13 protein-coding genes and 1 pseudogene are annotated in these 18778 nt (G+C 73.8%); 10 read left to right on the top strand and 4 right to left on the bottom strand.

The window, feature by feature from the left end:
- Window positions 1-10: 10 nt before the first annotated feature.
- From SCK26_RS09370 to SCK26_RS09345, 6 genes and pseudogenes are all read left to right on the top strand, one after another.
- A pseudogene (locus tag SCK26_RS09370) lies at window positions 11-4075 on the top strand (type I polyketide synthase); the annotation flags it as partial.
- Window positions 4072-4833: a thioesterase II family protein gene (locus SCK26_RS09365; RefSeq protein WP_318200821.1), complete on the top strand. Its 762-nt coding sequence runs from the start codon at window positions 4072-4074 to the stop codon at window positions 4831-4833. The pseudogene SCK26_RS09370 and the gene SCK26_RS09365, both read left to right, overlap by 4 nt.
- Window positions 4834-4899: 66 nt before the next feature.
- Window positions 4900-6330, top strand: coding sequence for an MFS transporter (locus SCK26_RS09360; protein ID WP_318200820.1), 1431 nt, complete (start codon window positions 4900-4902; stop codon window positions 6328-6330).
- 52 nt (window positions 6331-6382) lie between these two features.
- Window positions 6383-7576 carry a cytochrome P450 gene (locus tag SCK26_RS09355; RefSeq protein WP_318200819.1) on the top strand — a complete coding sequence of 398 codons (1194 nt, stop codon included), beginning with the start codon at window positions 6383-6385 and terminating at the stop codon, window positions 7574-7576.
- Window positions 7577-7655: 79 nt separating this feature from the next.
- Entirely contained in the window at window positions 7656-8996 is a 1341-nt protein-coding gene (gene ccrA, locus SCK26_RS09350; protein ID WP_412080725.1) for a crotonyl-CoA carboxylase/reductase, read from the top strand.
- Between the two features lie 40 nt (window positions 8997-9036).
- The gene (locus SCK26_RS09345) at window positions 9037-10248 is read left to right on the top strand and encodes a cytochrome P450 (protein ID WP_318200817.1); all 1212 of its coding nucleotides are present in this window, start codon (window positions 9037-9039) and stop codon (window positions 10246-10248) included.
- 54 nt (window positions 10249-10302) lie between these two features.
- Here the strand turns inward: SCK26_RS09345 and meaB are convergent, their stop codons facing one another.
- Genes meaB through SCK26_RS09330 form a run of 3 tightly spaced genes read right to left on the bottom strand, consistent with a single transcriptional unit; the run spans window position 10303 to window position 15301 of the window.
- Window positions 10303-11307, bottom strand: coding sequence for a methylmalonyl Co-A mutase-associated GTPase MeaB (gene meaB / locus SCK26_RS09340; protein ID WP_318200816.1), 1005 nt, complete (start codon window positions 11305-11307; stop codon window positions 10303-10305).
- A 5-nt stretch (window positions 11308-11312) separates the two neighbouring features.
- Entirely contained in the window at window positions 11313-13487 is a 2175-nt protein-coding gene (scpA, locus tag SCK26_RS09335; RefSeq protein WP_318200815.1) for a methylmalonyl-CoA mutase, read from the bottom strand.
- On the bottom strand, window positions 13487-15301 hold the full coding sequence (locus SCK26_RS09330; RefSeq protein ID WP_318200814.1) for a methylmalonyl-CoA mutase family protein: 1815 nt from the start codon (window positions 15299-15301) through the stop codon (window positions 13487-13489). Before SCK26_RS09330 ends, scpA begins: the two co-directional genes overlap by 1 nt.
- A gap of 229 nt (window positions 15302-15530) precedes the next feature.
- Between SCK26_RS09330 and SCK26_RS09325 the strand changes: the two genes are divergently transcribed.
- From SCK26_RS09325 to SCK26_RS09310, 4 genes are all read left to right on the top strand, one after another.
- The gene (locus tag SCK26_RS09325; protein WP_318200813.1) at window positions 15531-15920 is read left to right on the top strand and encodes a cell division protein SepF; all 390 of its coding nucleotides are present in this window, start codon (window positions 15531-15533) and stop codon (window positions 15918-15920) included.
- Between the two features lie 89 nt (window positions 15921-16009).
- Complete coding sequence (locus SCK26_RS09320) at window positions 16010-17191, top strand: ATP-binding protein (protein WP_318200812.1); 1182 nt, start codon at window positions 16010-16012, stop codon at window positions 17189-17191.
- The gene (locus SCK26_RS09315; RefSeq protein ID WP_318205966.1) at window positions 17143-17586 is read left to right on the top strand and encodes a nucleotide pyrophosphohydrolase; all 444 of its coding nucleotides are present in this window, start codon (window positions 17143-17145) and stop codon (window positions 17584-17586) included. The genes SCK26_RS09320 and SCK26_RS09315 overlap by 49 nt, the downstream gene beginning before the upstream one ends.
- A gap of 166 nt (window positions 17587-17752) precedes the next feature.
- Entirely contained in the window at window positions 17753-18238 is a 486-nt protein-coding gene (locus SCK26_RS09310) for a DUF6099 family protein (RefSeq protein ID WP_318200811.1), read from the top strand.
- 27 nt (window positions 18239-18265) lie between these two features.
- Here SCK26_RS09310 and SCK26_RS09305 read toward each other — a convergent pair whose 3' ends face one another.
- Window positions 18266-18691 carry a VOC family protein gene (locus SCK26_RS09305; protein ID WP_318200810.1) on the bottom strand — a complete coding sequence of 142 codons (426 nt, stop codon included), beginning with the start codon at window positions 18689-18691 and terminating at the stop codon, window positions 18266-18268.
- Window positions 18692-18778: the final 87 nt, after the last annotated feature.

Below are 18778 nucleotides of genomic sequence, written 5' to 3'. Positions count from 1 at the left end.
CACGGAAACTGTGACCAACGAGGCGAAGTACCTCGACTACCTCAAGCGCGCGACGGCCGACCTGCGCGAGGCCCGGCGGCAGGTGCGCGAACTGACCGAGAGCCGGCACGAACCGGTGGCGATCATCGGCATGAGCTGCCGCTACCCGGGCGGGGTCGAGGACCCGGACGGGCTGTGGGAGCTGGTGTCCGAGGGCCGGGACGCCATCACCGGCTTCCCGGACAACCGCGGCTGGCCGGACGACGCGGCGGGCCGGGGCGGATTCCTGCACCGCGCCGACGAGTTCGACGCCGACTTCTTCGGCATCTCCCCGCGCGAGGCCCTGGCCATGGACCCCCAGCAGCGGCTGCTGATGGAGGCGGCCTGGGAGGCGTTCGAGGCGGCCGGGCTGGACCCGTCGGCCGTCCGCGGCGAGCCGGTCGGCGTCTTCACCGGACTGAACCTGCACGACTACGCCACCCGGGCCGAGGCCATCCCCGCCGAGGCGATGGGCTACCTCAGCACCGGCAACTCCGGCAGCGTCGCCTCCGGGCGGATCGCCTACTTCCTCGGCCTGGAGGGCCCGGCCCTCACCGTCGACACCGCCTGCTCCTCCTCCCTGGTGGCGCTGCACCTGGCCGCGCAGGCGCTGCGGCGCGGAGAGTGCGCGATGGCCCTGGCCGGCGGCGCCACCGTGATGAGTTCGCCCGGCGCGTTCGCGGACTTCGGCGCCCAGGGCGGCCTGGCCCCCGACGGGCGCTGCAAGTCCTTCGCCGCCGCGGCCGACGGCACCGCGTGGGGCGAGGGCGTGGGCCTGCTGCTGCTGGAACGGCTGTCCGACGCCCGGCGGCTCGGCCACCCGGTGCTGGCCGTGGTGCGGGGCAGCGCGGTCAACCAGGACGGCGCCAGCAACGGCCTGACCGCGCCCAACGGACGCGCCCAGCGCCGGGTGATCCGGCAGGCCCTCGCCGACGCCCGGCTGAAGCCCGGTGACGTCGACGCCGTCGAGGCGCACGGCACCGGCACCCGGCTCGGCGATCCGATCGAGGCCCAGGCCCTGCTCGCCACGTACGGCCAGAACCGGCCGGCCGGACGGCCGCTGCGGCTCGGCTCGCTGAAGTCGAACATCGGGCACACCATGGCGGCGGCCGGTGTCGGCGGCGTGATCAAGATGGTGCAGGCCATGCGCCACGGCACCCTGCCGCGCACGCTGCACGTCGACGAGCCGTCCCCGCGGATCGACTGGTCGGCCGGGTCCGTCGAGCTGCTGACCGAGGCCCGGCCGTGGCCCCGCGCGGACCACCCGCGCCGCGCCGCCGTCTCCTCCTTCGGCATGAGCGGCACCAACGCCCACGTCGTCCTGGAACAGTTCGAGGAACAGCCCGAGGCACCGGCCACAACACCGCCCGGCGAACCCGCGCCCGGAACGACGACCACCGCGACGGACGCCGCCACGGCGCCACACCCCGGAGCCACGGCCACGGCCACGGCCGCGGGCGCCGCCGCCGGAGCAGCCTCGGCCGGAGCCGCCCCCGGGACGACCCGGGCCGGTGCGGTCGCCCTCGGGGCAGCCCCGGCCGGAGCGGCCCCCGCCGACGCACCCCTGCCCTTCCTCCTCTCCGCCCGTACCCCCGGGGCCCTGCGGGCGCAGGCCGGTCGGTTGCGTGCGCATCTGGCCGACCGCCCGGAGCTGCCCGTGGCCGACGTGGCCTGGTCGCTGGTCACCGGGCGGGCCGCGCTGGACCACCGCGCGGTCGTGGTCGCCGAGGCCCGCGACGAACTGCTCGCCCGGCTCGGCGCCCTCGCGGACGGACAGGACGCGCCCGGGACGGTGCGCGGCACCACCGCCGCCCGCGCGGCCGGCCGTACCGCCTTCGTCTTCCCCGGCCAGGGCTCCCAGTGGCCGGGCATGGCCACCGGACTCGCCGCCGCCGCCCCGGTGTTCCGGGACCGGCTGCGGGCCTGCGAGGAGGCGCTCGCCCCGCACGTGGACTGGTCGCTGACCGCCGTGCTGCGCGGCGACCCGGACGCGCCCTCACCGGACCGGGTGGACGTGGTCCAGCCCGCCCTGTTCGCCGTCATGGTGTCGCTGGCCGCGCTGTGGCGGTCCTACGGCGTCGAGCCGGACGCCGTCGCCGGGCACTCGCAGGGCGAGATCGCGGCGGCCTGTGTCGCCGGCGCCCTGTCGCTGGAGGACGCCGCGCTCGTCGTCGCGCTGCGCAGCCAGGTGCTGACCCGGCTGGCCGGAGGCGGCGGCATGATGTCGGTCGCGCTCCCCGCCGGCCGGGTGGCTCCCCGGCTCGCCCCGTGGGCGGACCGGCTCGCCGTCGCCGCCGTCAACGGCCCCGGCGCCACCGTGGTGGCCGGCGAGGCCGCGGCCCTGGACGCGTTCCGCGCGGCCGCCGAGGCGGACGGCGTACGGATCCGCCGCATCCCGGTGGACTACGCCTCCCACTCGCCGCAGGTCGAGGCCGTCCGCGAGGACCTGCTCGCCCGGCTGGCCGCCGTCACGCCCAAGCCCGCCGAGGTGCCCTTCTACTCGTCCGTCACCGGCACCCGGCTCACCGGCACCGAGCTGGACGCCGGGTACTGGTACCGCAACCTGCGCCGGACCGTGCGGTTCGAGGAGACGGTACGGCTGCTCGTCGAGGACGGCGTCCGGTACTTCGTGGAGGCGAGCCCGCACCCCGTGCTCGCCGGCGGCATGACGGAGACGGCCGAGACCACCGAGGCCGGCCACGCCGTCACCGTGACCGGCTCGCTGGCGCGCGACGAGGGAGACCTCGGCCGCTTCCTGGCCTCGGCCGCCGAACTCCACGTACGCGGCGGTGCCGTCGACTTCACCGCCGCCCTCCCGGCCGGCCGGCGCGTGGAGCTGCCCCGCTACGCCTTCCAGCGGCGCTCGTACTGGCTGGCGTCCACCCCCGCCGTCGCCCTGCCCGCCGTGTCCGCTCCCGCCGCCGCGGCGGAGGACACCGAGACGCTGCCGGCGGTCCTGGCGCGGCTCGCCGACGACGCGGAGCGCACGGCCGCGGTCACCGAGCACGTCCGCGCGGCCGCCGCCGCCGTCCTGGGCCACGCCGGCCCGGAGGACGTCGACCCCGACCGGTCCTTCGTGGAACTCGGCTTCGAGTCCCTGACGGCGCTCCAACTGCGCAACCGGCTGCGGGACTCCACCGCGCTGCCGCTGCCCGCCACCCTGGTCTTCGACCATCCCACGGCGCGCGCACTGGCCGCCCACCTCGCCGAGCGGCTGGCCGGGACGCCCGGCGAACCGGCCGGCGACCCGCTGACCGGGCTGTTCCGGCAGGCCCACCTGACCGGCAGACTCACCGAGGGCTTCACGCTGCTGACCGCCGCCGCGGCCCTGCGGCCCGACTTCGCCCGGCGCGCCGACGCCGATCGCTGGCCCGCCCCGGTCCGTATCACCGCCGGCACCGGAGACCTCGCCGTGCTGTGCTTCCCCTCGCTCAGCGCCGTCTCCGGCCCGCAGGAGTACCTGCGGCTCGGCGCGGCCCTCGGCACCGCCGGCGAGGTCTGGGCGCTGCCCCACCCCGGCTTCGGCCCCGGCGAACCACTGCCCCGCACCGCCGCGGCACTGACCGCCGCGCACGCCGAGACCGCCCTCGAACTCGCCGCCGGCCGCCCGCTGGTCCTCCTCGGCCGCTCCTCCGGCGGCTGGATCGCGCACGCCGTCGCCGAGCACCTGGCCGCGCTCGGCACCCCGGCCGCCGCCGTCGTCCTGGCCGACACCTTCTCCCGCGCCGCCGACCGCTCCAGCACCCGGCTGATGGTCTCGCAGCTGCTGGAGAACGAGGAGGCCGCCGAACTCCTCGACGACCAGCGGCTGGTGGCGATGGGCGGCTACTTCCGTGCCTTCGCGGACTGGACCCCGCACCCCCTGGACACCCCCGTGCTGCTGCTGCGCGCCACCGCCGAGGTGCCCGGCGCCGAGCAGGGCGCACGCGGGGCCGGCTGGGAGCACGCCCAGCACGTGGTCGACGTACCCGGCGACCACTTCTCGATGCTCGACACCCACCATCGGACAACCGCCGACGCCATCGCGTCCTGGCTGCGCACGGAGGTACGGGGATGACCAACACCCCCACCGCACACGAACTCTGGCTCCGCCCCTACCACCCGGCGCCCCAGGACAGCGACCTGACGCTGGTCTGCTTCCCGCACGCGGGCGGCTCCGCCAGCTACTTCCGCCCCCTCGCGGACGCCCTCGCCGACACCGCCGAGGTGCTGCCGGTGCAGTACCCGGGACGGCAGGACCGGCGCGCCGAACCACCGCTCACCTCGGTCGCCCGGCTCGCCGACGAGATCGTCACCGTGCTGGAATCGCTGCCCCGGCGCCGGCTGGTGCTGTTCGGGCACAGCATGGGCGCCTGCGTGGCCTTCGAGGTGGCCCGCCGGATCGAGCGGGGCTCCTCCCTGGACCTGCGCGGACTGATCGCCTCCGGCCGCACCGCCCCGCCCACGCTGCGCGACACCAAGGTCCGCTTCATGGACGACGACGCGGTCATCGGCGAGATCCGCCGCCTGAACGGCACCGACGACCGGCTGCTCCTGGACGACGACGTCATCCGGATGATCATGCCGGCCATCCGCGGCGACTACCTGGCGGTGGAGTCGTACCGGTACGAGCCCGGGCCGCCCCTGCGCTGCCCGGTCAGCGTGCTCGTCGGCGACGACGACCCGCAGGTCACGCTCGCCGAGGCCGAGGAGTGGCGCGCGCACACCGCGGGCGACTTCCGCCTGCGCGCCTTCCCCGGCGGCCACTTCTACCTGGCCGAGCAGAAGGACCGGGTGGTCCGGGCGCTCGCCGAGGACCTGGCCCGCTTCCGCTGACCGCACCCCCGCACGGGCCGGCGCCCCCCTCGCCGGCCCCACCCCCCGACACAGAAAGAACGATCGATGGCAAACGAAGCGGCTGCCCCGGCACGCCCGCCGTTCGGACTGACCGTCCTCGCCGTGTCCCTGCCGATGTTCATGGTCGCGCTGGACAACCTGGTGGTCACCAACGCCCTGGCGTCCATCCGGCGCGACCTGGACGCCTCGGTGCAGGGCCTGCAGTGGGTCACCAACAGCTACATCCTGGGCTTCGCCGGCCTGCTGCTGGTCGCGGCCGGCCTCGGCGACCGCTACGGGCGCCGCAAGGTGTTCGTCTCCGGGCTGACGCTGTTCGTGCTGTTCTCCGTCGGCTGCGCGCTGTCCACCTCCACGGCCGCGCTCATCACGCTGCGCGCCCTTCAGGGCATGAGCGCGGCGGCCGTCCTGCCGCTGTCGCTGACGATGCTGACCGTGGCCGTGCCGCCGGAGAAGCGGGGCGTGGCGATCGGCGTGTGGTCCAGCATCAGCAGCCTCGCCGTCGGCATCGCCCCGCTGATCGGCGGCGCCGTCACCACCGGCATCGGCTGGCACTGGCTGTTCTGGCTGAACGTCCCGATCGGACTCGTCGCCGTGCCGCTGGTGCTGCGCGTGCACCGCGAGAGCCGGGGCGCCGCCGCCGGACTGGACCCGCTCGGGCTGCTGCTCGGCGCGGCCGGCGTGCTCGCCCTGGTCTGGGCCATCGTGGACAGCAGCGACCACGGCTGGACCTCCGGCCGGGTCCTCGGCCTGTACGCCGCGGCGGCCGTCCTGCTGCTGGCGTTCGTGCTGTGGGAGCGCCGCGCCGCCGAACCGCTGCTGCCGCTCAGGATCTACCGCAGCCGCGCCTTCACCCTGACCAACCTCTCGTCACTGGCCGTGTACTTCGGCCTGTTCGGATCGATCTTCTTCCTCGCCCAGTACCTCCAGGTGGCCCGCGGCCACTCGCCGTTCGTGGCCGGCCTGTGGACCCTGCCCTGGGCCGTCATGCCGACGATCTGCGCCCCGTACGCTGGCAAGCTCATCCCCAAGGTGGGCCCGGCCCGGCTGATCGCCGCCGGACTCGGACTGGCCGCCGTGGGCCTGGCCTGGTGCGCGCTGATCTCCGACCCGGCCACCGCGGATTGGCAGATGGTGGTGCCGTACATGCTGTGCGGCATCGGCACCGGACTGATCTTCGCGCCGAGCGCGGTCGTCGTGGTCAGCTCCGTCCAGCCGCAGGACATCGGCAAGGCATCCGGCACCAACGCCACCGTCCGGGAGATCGGCAGCGCCCTCGGCATCGCCGTCCTCACCACCGTGTTCACCGCCCGCGGCGGCACCTACACCTCCGCGCAGGCCTTCACCGACGCGATGATCCCCGGCCTGTGGATCTGCGTCGCGGTCCTGCTGGCCGGCGGCGCGGTCGCGCTGGGCATCCCGGCCCTCAAGCCGCCCGCCGCCGCACCCGCGCCGGCCCGGCAGCCCGCTCTCGACTGAGCCCCGCACAGGCCCCGGCACCCCGTCCCGACACACAAGGAGCACACCCCGCATGGTCACCTTCGCCGACCTGTACGCCGACTACGGCGTGAAGACCCCGCACCACCTCTTCGAGCGCCTGCGCGAGGACCGCCCGCTCTTCCAGGTCGAACTGCCCAACGGCGTGCCGCTGTGGCTGGTCACCCGGTACGCCGACTGCCGCGCCGGACTCGGCGACGCCCGGCTGTCCAACCGCATCGGCACCCGGATCGTCTCCCAGGACGTCCTGCCCGCCGAGATCCGCGCCAGCATGGGCACCCACATGCTCCGGGTCGACGGCACCGACCACACCCGGCTGCGGCGCCTGGTCTCCTCGGTGTTCACCGCCAAGCGGATCGAACACCTCAGGCCGATGATCGAGCAGATGACCAGCGACCTGCTGGACAAGATGGCCGTCCAGGAGCAGCCCGACGCCATCCGCGACCTGGCCTACCCGCTGCCCATGCAGGTCATCTGCGAGCTGCTCGGCGTGCCCGTCTCCGACCACGAGCGCTTCCGCACCTGGTCCAACGCCTACCTGGCGGGCGTCGGCACCCAGAACTTCCCGGTCGACGTGGTCACCGAGTTCGTCCACTACGTCCGCGACCTCGTCGCGCAGAAGCGGGCCGAACCGGACGACAAGCTGCTGTCCGCGATGATCGCCGCCCGCGACGACGAGGACCGGCTCGCCGAGCACGAGCTGACCTCGATGTGCTTCCTGCTCATCATCGCCGGCTACGAGACCACCGTGAACCTCCTCGGCAACGGCACCGCCCTGCTGCTGGACCGGCCCGAGCTGGCCGCGCGGCTGCGCGCCGACCACGACGCCATCCCGGCCGCCGTCGAGGAGTTCCTGCGCTTCGAGAGCCCGGTGCCCGGCGCCAGCTTCCGCGTCGCCACCGAGACCCTGGAACTGGGCGGGCAGACCATCAAGGAGGGCGAACTCGTCCTGATCTCGCTGCTGTCCGCCAACCGCGACGAGCAGGTCTTCGACGACTCGATGACCTTCGACGCCGAGCGCACGCCCAACCAGCACATGGCCTTCGGCTACGGCATGCACTACTGCCTGGGCGCGCCGCTGGCCCGGCTGGAGGCGCACATCGCCTTCCGCCAGCTGCTGGAGCGCTTCCCCCGCATGGAGCGCCAGGACCCGGCCGCCGACCTGCGCTGGCGCCCGGGCCTGGTGATGCGCGGGCTGACCGAACTGCCCGTGAAGCTCAACCAGTAGTCCCCGCCCACGGGTGGCGGCCCGCCCGGGCCGCCGCCCGAGACAGCCGAACGCCTTCTATATCCACGGGAGTTGAGTGGTGACAGCCGACCTGGTGGCCGCGATCGAGTCGCCGGACGCCGAGACCCGCGACTTCGCCGCCCTGCCGGTACCGGAGTCGTACCGGGCCGCCGTGCTGTTCAAGGACGAGCAGCACATGTTCGACGGCATCCCGGTCGCCGACCGGGAGCCCGCCAAGGCCCTGCACATCAGCGACGTACCCACCCCCGAGCCCGGCCCCGGCGAGGCCCTGATCGCCGTCATGGCCAGCTCCGTCAACTACAACACGGTGTGGAGCGCGCTGTTCTCGCCCGTGCCGACCTTCGCGTTCCTCGAACGCTACGCCCGCACCGGCGGTCCCGCCGCCCGGCACGACCAGCCCTACCACGTGATCGGCTCCGACCTGTCCGGCGTGGTCCTGCGCACCGGCCCCGGAGTGCGCCGCTGGCACCCCGGCGACCGCGTGGTCGCGCACTGCCTGTCCGTCGAACTCGAGGACGCCGCCGGCCACGACGACACCATGCTCGACCCCGAGCAGCGGATCTGGGGCTTCGAGACCAACTACGGCGGACTGGCCCAGCTGGCGCTGGTGAAGGCCAACCAGCTGATGCCCAAGGCCGCCCACCTGACCTGGGAGGAGGCCGCCGCGCCCGGCCTGGTCAACTCCACCGCCTACCGCCAGCTCGTCTCGCGCAACGGCGCCGGCATGAAGGTCGGCGACACCGTGCTGATCTGGGGCGCCGGCGGCGGACTCGGCTCCTACGCCACTCAGTACGCGCTGGCGGGGGGCGCGATACCGATCTGCGTGGTCTCCAGCCCGCAGAAGGCGGAGATCTGCCGCGCCATGGGCGTCGAGGCGATCATCGACCGGAACGCGGAGGACTACCGCTTCTGGCGCGACGAGGACACCCAGGACCCCCGGGAGTGGAAGCGGCTCGGCGGCCGGATCCGCGAGCTGACCGGCGGCGAGGACGTGGACATCGTCTTCGAGCACCCGGGCCGGGAGACCTTCGGCGCCTCCGTCTACGTCGCCCGGCGCGGCGGCACCATCGTGACCTGTGCCTCCACCTCCGGCTACCGGCACGAGTTCGACAACCGCTACCTCTGGATGCACCTGAAGCGGATCATCGGCTCGCACTTCGCCAACTACCGCGAGGCGTGGGAGGCCAACCGGCTCGTCGTCAAGGGCCGCATCCACCCCACGCTGTCGCGCACCTACCCGCTCGACGGCATCGGCCAGGCCGTCGGCGACGTCCACCGCAACCGCCACCACGGCAAGGTCGGAGTGCTCTGCCTCGCCCCGCGCGAGGGCCTGGGCGTCACCGACCCCGGGCTGCGCGAGCGGCACGAACCGGCCATCAACCGCTTCCGCACCGCCTGACCCCCCACCCGCAGGCCCACACAGATTGGCAGTACGCAACGTGACCGACAACACGGTCGACAACGCCCCCCTCGCCTACCCCTTCGAGCGGCCCACCGCGCTGGAACCGGCCCCCGAGTACCGGCGGCTGCGCGAGACCTGCCCGGTCTCCGGCATCCGCATGCCCAGCGGTGACCGGGCCCTGATGGTCACCGACTACGACTCGGTGCGCACGGTGCTGTCCGACACCCGGTTCAGCCGGGCCGCCACCGCCCGCCCCGGTGCGCCCCGCATCGGCACCGAGCCGCAGAACGCCAAGAACCTGCTCACCATGGACCCGCCGGAGCACACCCGGGTGCGCCGGCTGGTGTCCCGGGAGTTCACCGCCCGCCGGGTGGCGGCGCTGCGCCCGCGCATCCAGGCGCGCACCGACGAACTGCTGGACGCCATGGAGCGCACCGGCTCCCCGGCCGACCTCGTCCCCGCGCTCGCCTTCCCGCTGCCCGTGACCGTCATCTGCGAACTCCTCGGAGTCCCGCTGGACGAGCGCGAACAGATCGCCGAGTGGTCCGGCACCGTCCTGTCCACCGTCTCCCTGCCCGTCGAGCGGATCGTCGCCGCGCACAACGGCCTCGCCGGCTACCTCGGAGCCCTCATCGCCGCCAAGCAGCGGCAGCCCGGCGACGACCTGCTGTCCGCCCTGGTGTCGATCCACGAGGCCGACGCCGAACGGCTCGACGAGGAGGAACTGCTGCACCTGGCGATCACCCTCCTCATCGCCGGGCACGAGACCACCACCAACCAGATCGGCAACAGCGTCCTCGCGCTGCTGACCCACCCCGACCAGTTCGAGGCGGTCCGCCGCGACCCCGCCGCCGTCCCGGCCGCCGTCGAGGAGCTGCTGCGGTTCGTCCCGCCGGGCGACGAGGCGACCCTGCGCATCGCCACCGAGGACGTGAAGCTGGGCGACACCCTGGTGCCCGCGGGCACCGCCGTCCTCGCCTCCCTGGCCTCGGCCAACCGCGACGCCGCCCAGTACACCGACGCCGACACCCTCGACGTCGCCCGCGTCCCCGGCGCCCAGCACCTGACCTTCGGCTACGGCATCCACTACTGCCTCGGCGCCGGACTGGCCCGCCTGGAGCTGGAGATCGCCCTCGGCACCCTGCTGCGCCGGTTCCCCACGCTCCGCCTGGACATCCCGGCCGATCAGGTGCCCCGGTCCGCCGGCCGGCTGATCCACGGCGTGACCTCGCTGCCCGTCGCCTGGTAGCACCGGCCCGGTGCGCGGTCCCGCGGGCACGTCCCCGGGACCGCGCCCGCCCGGTCAGTCCCCGGCCGCCGGAGCCGTACGGCCCTCGAAGGCGGCCAGGATCCGCTCCGCCGCCAGGGTCGCCGTCAGCTCGCCCTCGCGGACCCGCCGTTCCAGGTCCGGCGCGGCGGCGCGCACCGCCGCGTCGGCGTGCAGCCGGCCCAGCAGCTCGTCGCGGACCATCGTCCACACCCAGCCGACCTGCTGGTCCCGGCGCTTGGCCGCCAGCCGCCCGGTGCTCTGAAGCAGCCGGCGGTGCTGCTCCAGCCGCTCCCACACCGTGTCCAGACCGGCCGACTCCCGAGCGCTGCAGTGCAGCACCGGCGGCGTCCAGAAGGCCTCCTTGCCGTGCATCAGCCGGAGCGCGCCCGCCAGTTCCCGGGCCGCGGCCCGCGCGTCCCGCTCGTGCGGGCCGTCCGCCTTGTTCACGGCGATCACGTCGGCCAGCTCCAGGACGCCCTTCTTGATGCCCTGCAGCTGATCTCCCGTGCGGGCCAGGGTCAGCAGCAGGAAGGAGTCCACCATGTCGGCGACCGCCGTCTCCGACTGGCCCACCCCGACGGTCTCCACCAGGATCACGTCGTAGCCGGCCGCCTCCATCACCACCATCGACTCCCGGGTGGCCTTGGCGACCCCGCCCAGCGTGCCGGCGCTGGGAGAGGGCCGCACGAAGGCCGCCGGATCGACCGCGAGCCGCTCCATCCGCGTCTTGTCGCCGAGGATGGAGCCGCCCGTACGGGTCGAGGACGGGTCGACGGCGAGCACCGCGACCCGGTGCCCGAGCGAGGTCAGCATCGTGCCGAACGCGTCGATGAACGTCGACTTGCCGACCCCGGGCACCCCGCTCACCCCGATCCGCCGCGCCCGGCCGCTGTACGGCAGCAACTCGGTCAGCAGCCGCTGCGCCAGCTCCCGGTGCTGCGGCCGGGTGGACTCCACGAGCGTGATGGCGCGGGCCACCAGGGCCCGCTTCCCGTCGAGCACACCCTTCACATACGTGTCGAGATCGATCGCTGCCATCGCCGCTACAGCTCGTGACCGAGGTCGGCCGCCAGCCGCTTGACCAGGTCGTGGGCCGCGTCCGGGATCACCGTCCCCGGCAGGAACACCTCCGCCGCGCCCATCTCGCGCAGCGTCGGCACGTCCTGTGGCGGGATCACCCCGCCGACCACGATCATGATGTCCTCGCGGCCCTCCTCGGCGAGCCGCTCGCGCAGCGCCGGGACGAGCGTGAGGTGCCCGGCGGCCAGCGAGGACACCCCGACCACGTGCACATCCGCCTCGACCGCCTGCCGGGCGACCTCCTCGGGCGTCTGGAACAGCGGGCCGACGTCCACGTCGAAACCGAGGTCGGCGAAGGCCGTCGCGATCACCTTCTGGCCGCGGTCGTGGCCGTCCTGGCCCATCTTCGCGACCAGGATGCGCGGCCGGCGCCCCTCGGCCTCCTCGAACGCGTCCACCAGGGTCCGGGTGCGGCCCACCGACGCCGACTGTCCTGCCTCGTTGCGGTACACACCGGAGATCGTACGGATCTGCCCGGCGTGCCGTCCGTACACCTTCTCCAGGGCGTCGGAGATCTCGCCGACCGTCGCCTTGGCGCGGGCCGCGCGCACCGCCAGCTCCAGCAGGTTGTCCGTGCCGTCGGCCGCCCGGGTCAGCGCGTCGAGCGCGTCCCGGCAGGCGGTCTCGTCCCGCTCCGCGCGCAGCCGCCGCAGCTTCTCGATCTGCTGGGCGCGGACGGCGGAGTTGTCGACCGCGCGTACGTCGATCCGCTCGTCGCTGTCCACCCGGTACTTGTTCACACCGATCACCGGCTGCCGGCCGGAGTCGATGCGGGCCTGGGTGCGGGCCGCCGCCTCCTCCACGCGCAGCTTCGGGATGCCGGCGTCGATGGCCTGCGCCATCCCGCCCGCCTGCTCGACCTCCTGGATGTGCGCCCACGCCTTGCGGGCGAGGTCGTACGTCAGCCGCTCCACGTACGCGCTGCCGCCCCACGGGTCGATGACCCGGGTGGTGCCCGACTCCTGCTGGATCAGCAGCTGGGTGTTGCGGGCGATGCGCGCCGAGAAGTCGGTCGGCAGCGCCAGCGCCTCGTCGAGCGCGTTGGTGTGCAGCGACTGCGTGTGTCCCTGGGTGGCCGCCATCGCCTCCACACAGGTGCGGGTCACGTTGTTGAAGACGTCCTGCGCGGTCAGCGACCAGCCCGAGGTCTGCGAATGGGTGCGCAGCGACAGCGACTTGGGGTTCTGCGGGTCGAACTGCCGCACCAGCTTCGCCCACAGCAGCCGGGCCGCCCGCAGCTTGGCGATCTCCATGAAGAAGTTCATGCCGATCGCCCAGAAGAACGACAGCCGGGGCGCGAACGCGTCCACGTCCAGCCCGGCCTCACGCCCCGCGCGCAGGTACTCCACACCGTCCGCGAGGGTGTACGCCAGCTCCAGGTCGGCCGTCGCGCCCGCCTCCTGGATGTGGTAGCCGGAGATGGAGATGGAGTTGTAGCGGGGCATCCGCTGCGAGGTGTAGGCGAAGATGTCGGAGATGATCCGCATCGACGGCTTCGGCGGATAGATGTAGGTGTTGCGGACCATGAACTCCTTCAGAATGTCGTTCTGAATGGTTCCGGCCAGCTTCTCGGGCGGTACGCCCTGCTCCTCCGCCGCCACGATGTACAGCGCCAGCACCGGCAGCACCGCGCCGTTCATCGTCATCGACACGGTCATCCTGTCCAGCGGGATGCCGTCGAACAACTGCCGCATGTCGTAGATCGAGTCGATGGCCACGCCCGCCATGCCGACGTCACCCGTCACCCGCGGGTGGTCGCTGTCGTAGCCCCGGTGCGTGGGCAGGTCGAACGCGACCGACAGGCCCTTCTGGCCGGCCGCCAGATTGCGCCGGTAGAACGCGTTGGACTCCTCGGCGGTGGAGAAGCCCGCGTACTGCCGGATCGTCCAGGGCTGGTTGACGTACATCGTCGGGTACGGACCGCGCAGATACGGCGCGATGCCCGGGTAGGTGCCCAGGAAGTCCAGGCCCTCCAGGTCGCGTCCGGTGTACAGCGGCTTGACCCCGATGCCCTCCGGGGTCTCCCACACCGGCTCCGCGTCCCCGGCGGCCCGCCGCAGCGCCGCGCGCCACTCGTCCTCGGTGCCGCCCGTGACCGGGGTGCCCAGCTCGATGCCGGAGAAGTCGGGGATTCCCATCAGGACACTCCCATGCGGTCGAGGGTCGCGGACAGCACATCCACGGCGTCACAGCCCGCGAAGACGTACGAGTCGATGCCGGGATACTCGCCCCGGCCCGCCAGGAACACGTGCCGGGCCCCGGCCGCGCGCAGCGACTCGGCCACCTGCCCGGCCTGTTCGGCGTAGAGCGCGTCGCTGGAGCACACCACGGCCTCGGTGGCGCCGCTGCCGGCGAAGCCGCCCTCGGTGACCGGCTCGATGCCGCCGGCCTGGAAGAGGTTCGCGGCGAAGGCCGCACGCGCGGTGTACTCGGCCGGGGAGCCGATCGTGGCCAGGTAGATCCGGGGCCGGGCGCCGGTCCTCGCCAGCTGGGCGTCGGAGCGGGCGCGCAGCTCCTCGTACGCCTCGTCGCGGCGCACCCGGGGCAGACCGCCCGAGGGCGGCTCGGGCGCGGGCGGGCGCTCGACCGGCTTCTCCGCCAGCAGCGGGAACTCGCTGACACCGGTGACGGGCTCGCGCCGCCTGGCCAGCCGCTTGGAGCGCTCCGCCCAGGTCGTGGCGAGATCGGTGCGCAGCCGGCCGGAGCGCAGCACGGCCGCCTGACCGCCGTCGCGCTCCACGGACCGGAAGAACGCCCAGGCGGCCTCGGCCAGGTCGGCCGTCAGCCGCTCCACGTACCAGGAGCCGCCCGCCGGGTCGACGACCCGGGCCAGATGGGACTCCTCGATCAGGATGGTGGAGGTGTTGCGGGCGATCCGCCGGGCGAAGGCGTCGGGCAGCCCCAGCGCGTGGTCGAACGGCAGCACGGTCACCGCGTCCGCGCCGCCCACCCCGGCGGCCAGCGCCGCGACCGTCGTACGGAGCATGTTCACCCACGGGTCGCGGCGGGTCATCATCACCGGCGAGGTCACCACGTGCTGCCGCTGCGCACCCGCACCGGCCGCCCCGCACACCTCCGCGACCCGCGCCCACAGCCGGCGCGCCGCGCGCAGCTTGGCGATGGTCAGGAACTGGTCGGCGGTCGCCGCGTAACGGAACTCCAGCTGGCCGACGGCCTGTTCGACGCCGAGCCCGGCCTCGGTCAGCTCCCGCAGATAGGCGACCCCGGTGGCCAGCGAGGCGCCCAGCTCCTGCGCGGCGGAGCCGCCCGCCTCGTGGTACGGCAGCGCGTCCACGGTCAGCGCGCGCAGCCCCGGATACCCCTCGGCGCAGCGCACGGCCAGCTCGGCGTACGGCGCGAAGTCCGGCGCGGTGCCGGTACGGGCCTCGTACCCGAGCGGGTCGCCGCCCAGGTTGCCGCGCACCGCCCCGGCGTCCACGCCCCGGTCCGCGTACAGCCGCAGCAGGGCCTCGGCGGCCCGGGCGGTGTCCCGGCCCGCGTCCAGTACGACCGGGGCCAGGTCGAGGTAGACCCCGTCGAGGGCGCGGCCCAGCTCGGTGACCGGGATGCCGCCCTCGCCCAGCACCAGCCAGAGGGAGGTGCCGCCGTTCTCCAGGTCGGCGAGCACGGCGTCCGCCGGGCCGTCGCCGAGTGCCGTGTGCCGCTGGCGCACGTCCCAGCCGCCCGGGCCGGTGCCCTCGGGCCTGCCGCCCCGCACGAAGGGGGCGAAGCCCGGCAGGCCGGGATCGGGCGCGTGGTCGTGCGCGGTGTACAGGGGCCGGGTGCGCAGCCCGTCCTCGAGCGTCGTGGACAGGGCGTCTTCCGCTGCCTCGCCGGACAATTCCCTGCCTGACCTGCGCAGTACGCCCTCCACCAGGCGTTGCCACTGCTCGTGTGTCGCGTCAGGGAACTCGGCGGCCAGTGAGAGCCCGTCGTCAGGCAGGACCGTCATGGCTGGGATGCTAGGGCAGGGCACCGAATCGGGGGCGCGGCGCGGGCTGTGAGGTTTCTCTTCTTGCGTTTGTGATCTGTGCCATCCCGGGGGTCCGAGGAGCGCGCCCGGGGGCCCACGGGGCGGGATGCCCCGGTCGCGCATCGTGTCGCTGTTGGGCCGAACGGGTGACTTGGCGTAAGAATTGGCTGGTGTACGGATTGTTCGCGAGCGAGGTCAGGGGGAGCCGGTGAGCCGTTACGACGCCACCGATGAACAGTGGGAAGGGCTCGCCCAGGTCGTGCCGCTGCGGGGCCGGGACTCCTGGCCGTCCGCGGTGGACCACCGCTCGCTGCCCGACGCCGAGACCGAGACCCGGCGCCGGTTCGTGGTCCTGCGCGTCAACGTCTTCGCGGACGCCCGCGAAGTCGCGGAGACCCTGATGGCCGGGGTGCCGGTGCTGCTGGACCTGTCCGGCGCGGAGGGCGACGTCGCCAAGCGCGTCCTCGACTTCAGCACCGGCGTCGTCTTCGGCCTGGGCAGCGGGATGCACCGCGTCGACCGCAACGTCTTCCTCCTCACCCCGCCCGGCACGGAGGTCAGCGGCCTGATGGAGGGCGCGGAACTGTCGGGCGGCTGACGGCGCCACGCGCCGCGCCCGTCCCACGATCGGGCGAAAGCCCGACGGTGAAACGGTTCGGCGCGGCCGCTAGGCCCTACGGTCCGCGTATGGCCGTGCCCTTCGTGTTCGCTGAGTCACCGGCGGCCGACGCGCCCCCGCTCCCCGGCACGCACCCCGACATCCGGTCCCGGATCACCGAGTTGCGGCTCTCCGCCTTCGCGGGGCACCGGGGCGCCGGGTTTCCGCTCGGGCCGGTCACCCTGCTCGCGGGACCCAGCGGGGCCGGCAAGACCACCGCGCTCGCCGCCTGCGAGGCCCTGGCCCGCCTCGGCGGCGGGGCCCCGCTCGCCGAGGCGTTCCGGGACCCGGCCGCCTGCGTCCCCGAGCGCGCGCGGCCCGACGCCGAGGGGCGCCGGGGCTTCAGGATCGGGTGCACGGCCGACGGCGCCGAGGGCCCGGTCCGGCTCGACGTCGCCGTACAGGCCGAACCGGACCTGCGGATCGTGGGGGAGCGGCTGACCGCGCGCGGAGTGGTCCTGCTGGAGACCGCGCTGCGCGACCCCGGGCGCCGGACCGTCCAGGCCGCCTGGCACACGGCCGGTTCCGCCCCGGTGACCCGCGCCCCGCTCCCCGACGACCACCTCGGCACCGCCCTGCTGCCGCTGCGCGTGGCCGGCAAGACCGACGGACAGCGCCATGTGCTCGCCGCCGCGGAGCAGATGGTCGTCGCCCTGCGCTCCGTCTTCCCCTGCGATCCGCGCCCCGAGCACATGCGCGTCCCCGTGCCCACCGGTTCCGGCCGGCTGCTGCCCGGCTGCGACAACCTCGCCGACGTGCTGTGGCGCACCCGCGCCGAGTGCGTCCGCCGGCACGGCCGACTGGTCGAGGCGCTGGACGTGGGCTGCGCCGGCCCGGTGACCGACCTGATGGCCGAACCGCTGTCCGACGGCACGGTACGGGCGCTGCTCGACCGAGGCGACGGCGTCCGCACCGAACTCGCCCGGCTCGGCGACGGCGAGCTGCGCTATCTCGCGCTGACCCTGGTACTGCTGACCGGACCGGGCGTGCTGGACATGGACGCGCCGGGCGAGGTGCCCGACGCCCTGCGGAGCCTCACCGTCCTCGCCGACGGCTTCGACCGGGGCCTGGACCCGGCCCAGCGCCGGGAACTGCTGCGGACGGCCGCCGAGATGGGGCGGCGCGGACACATCCGCTGCGTGGCCGCGGTGCAGGACGCCTCCTGGGCCGCCGGAACCCCGGGAGTCACGGTGGTACATCTGAACGTGTGACGGAACACCCCGACCTCGCCTCGCTCCAGCGCAGACTCGCCGATTTCGCCGCCGCGCGGAACTGGCAGCCCTACCACACACCCAAGAACCTCGTCGCCGCCCTCTCGGTGGAGGCGTCCGAACTGGTCGAGATCTTCCAGTGGCTGACACCGGAGGAGTCCGCCCGGGTGATGGACGACCCCGGCACGGCGCACCGGGTCACGGACGAGGTCGCCGATGTGCTGGCCTACCTGCTCCAGTTCTGCGGGGTCCTCGGCATCGACCCGCTGGCCGCGCTGGCCGCCAAGATCGACCGCAACGAACACCGCTTCCCGGTCCCGGACGACCGGGACCGCCGGAGGGGCGCGGGGGACGGACGGGGCGCCGGCCCGGCGGACCAACAAGCGGACTCCTGAACTCCTCTATCACTCTCTGTAGTTAACTCGCGTGACGAATCCGAATTGTTGTCCAGAGATTTCCGTCTTCCTCTGGCTTTTCGCCTCAACCACCCTCACTCTGGGTAGTGGTGTAGAGAGTTCAACAGACCGCGCCGGAGGGCACGGCGGACGGACGGGGGCACCCATGGATGCGGTACGGCTCATCCTCGCGAGCAGGCGGGCCCTGGCGGGCGGCGCCGACGCGGGAGAGATGATGGCGGAGGTGTGGCAGGCGCAGGCCCTGGCGCAGGCGATCGGCAGCCGCCTCGCGGTCTCCGGCCCGCCGGAACTGCGCGGGGAGGCGCTGGGACTGACGGAGCTGGCGGGCCGGGGCTGCGGCGTCCTGGATCCGCCCGAACTCGACCCCGGCGACCTGCGCGCCGCCCAGCTCACCGAGCTGGAGGACGCCCGCGAGACCCTGCTCTGCCTCGGCGGCCTGCTCGGCGAGGTCGGCATAGCCCTGGTCGGCATGGCGAGCGCCGCCGTCGACGAGGCGACGTACTGGCAGTGCATGGAGGCGATCGACGCGGCCGACGAGTCCCGTGACCGGGTCCTGGAGATGCTGCGCAAACTGGCGGCGCGGGCGGCGATGGTGCCCGAGGACGCCCAGGACACCCCCTACGGCGTATGACCGCCGCCCGCCTGCTTCCGGCGCCGGCTACGGCCGTACGTACGGGCGGGTCATGATCTCCATGTTGTGGCCGTCCGGATCGTCGAAGTAGGCACCGCGACCGCCGAAGAGACGGTTGATCCGGCCGGGCTCGGTGCGGCGGGGGTCGGCGTAGTAGGTGACCCCGACCGTTTCCAGGCGGGCGATCATGGTGTCGAACTCCTCGTCGGGCACGAGGAACGCGTAGTGCTGCGACTGGATCGGCTCGTCGCGCTTCTCGTAGTAGTCGAGCGTCACGCCGTTGCCCAGGTCGACGGGCAGGAACGGCCCGAAGGGAGCGCCGACGCTCAGCCCCAGGATCGCCGCGATGAACTCGGCCGACAGATGACGGTCGAAGGCGTGGACGGCGGTGTGGTTCAGCTGGACGGCGGCTGGCGACGCGGGTGCGTGAAGGCGCTGCTGTTCATGTGACATAAGTGGATGTGTCTCCGAGTGCTGGATCCTCTGGGGAGCGCCTCGCGGGCGCGGGAAACGCAGACGGAGGAAACGGCGGGCCTCTGG

It is taken from the genome of Streptomyces sp. SCL15-4, from assembly GCF_033366695.1.
Taxonomy (GTDB): Bacteria; Actinomycetota; Actinomycetes; order Streptomycetales; family Streptomycetaceae; genus Streptomyces.
Note: the sequence above shows the minus strand (reverse complement) of the source record. Positions and strands in the feature narration are given on the sequence as shown.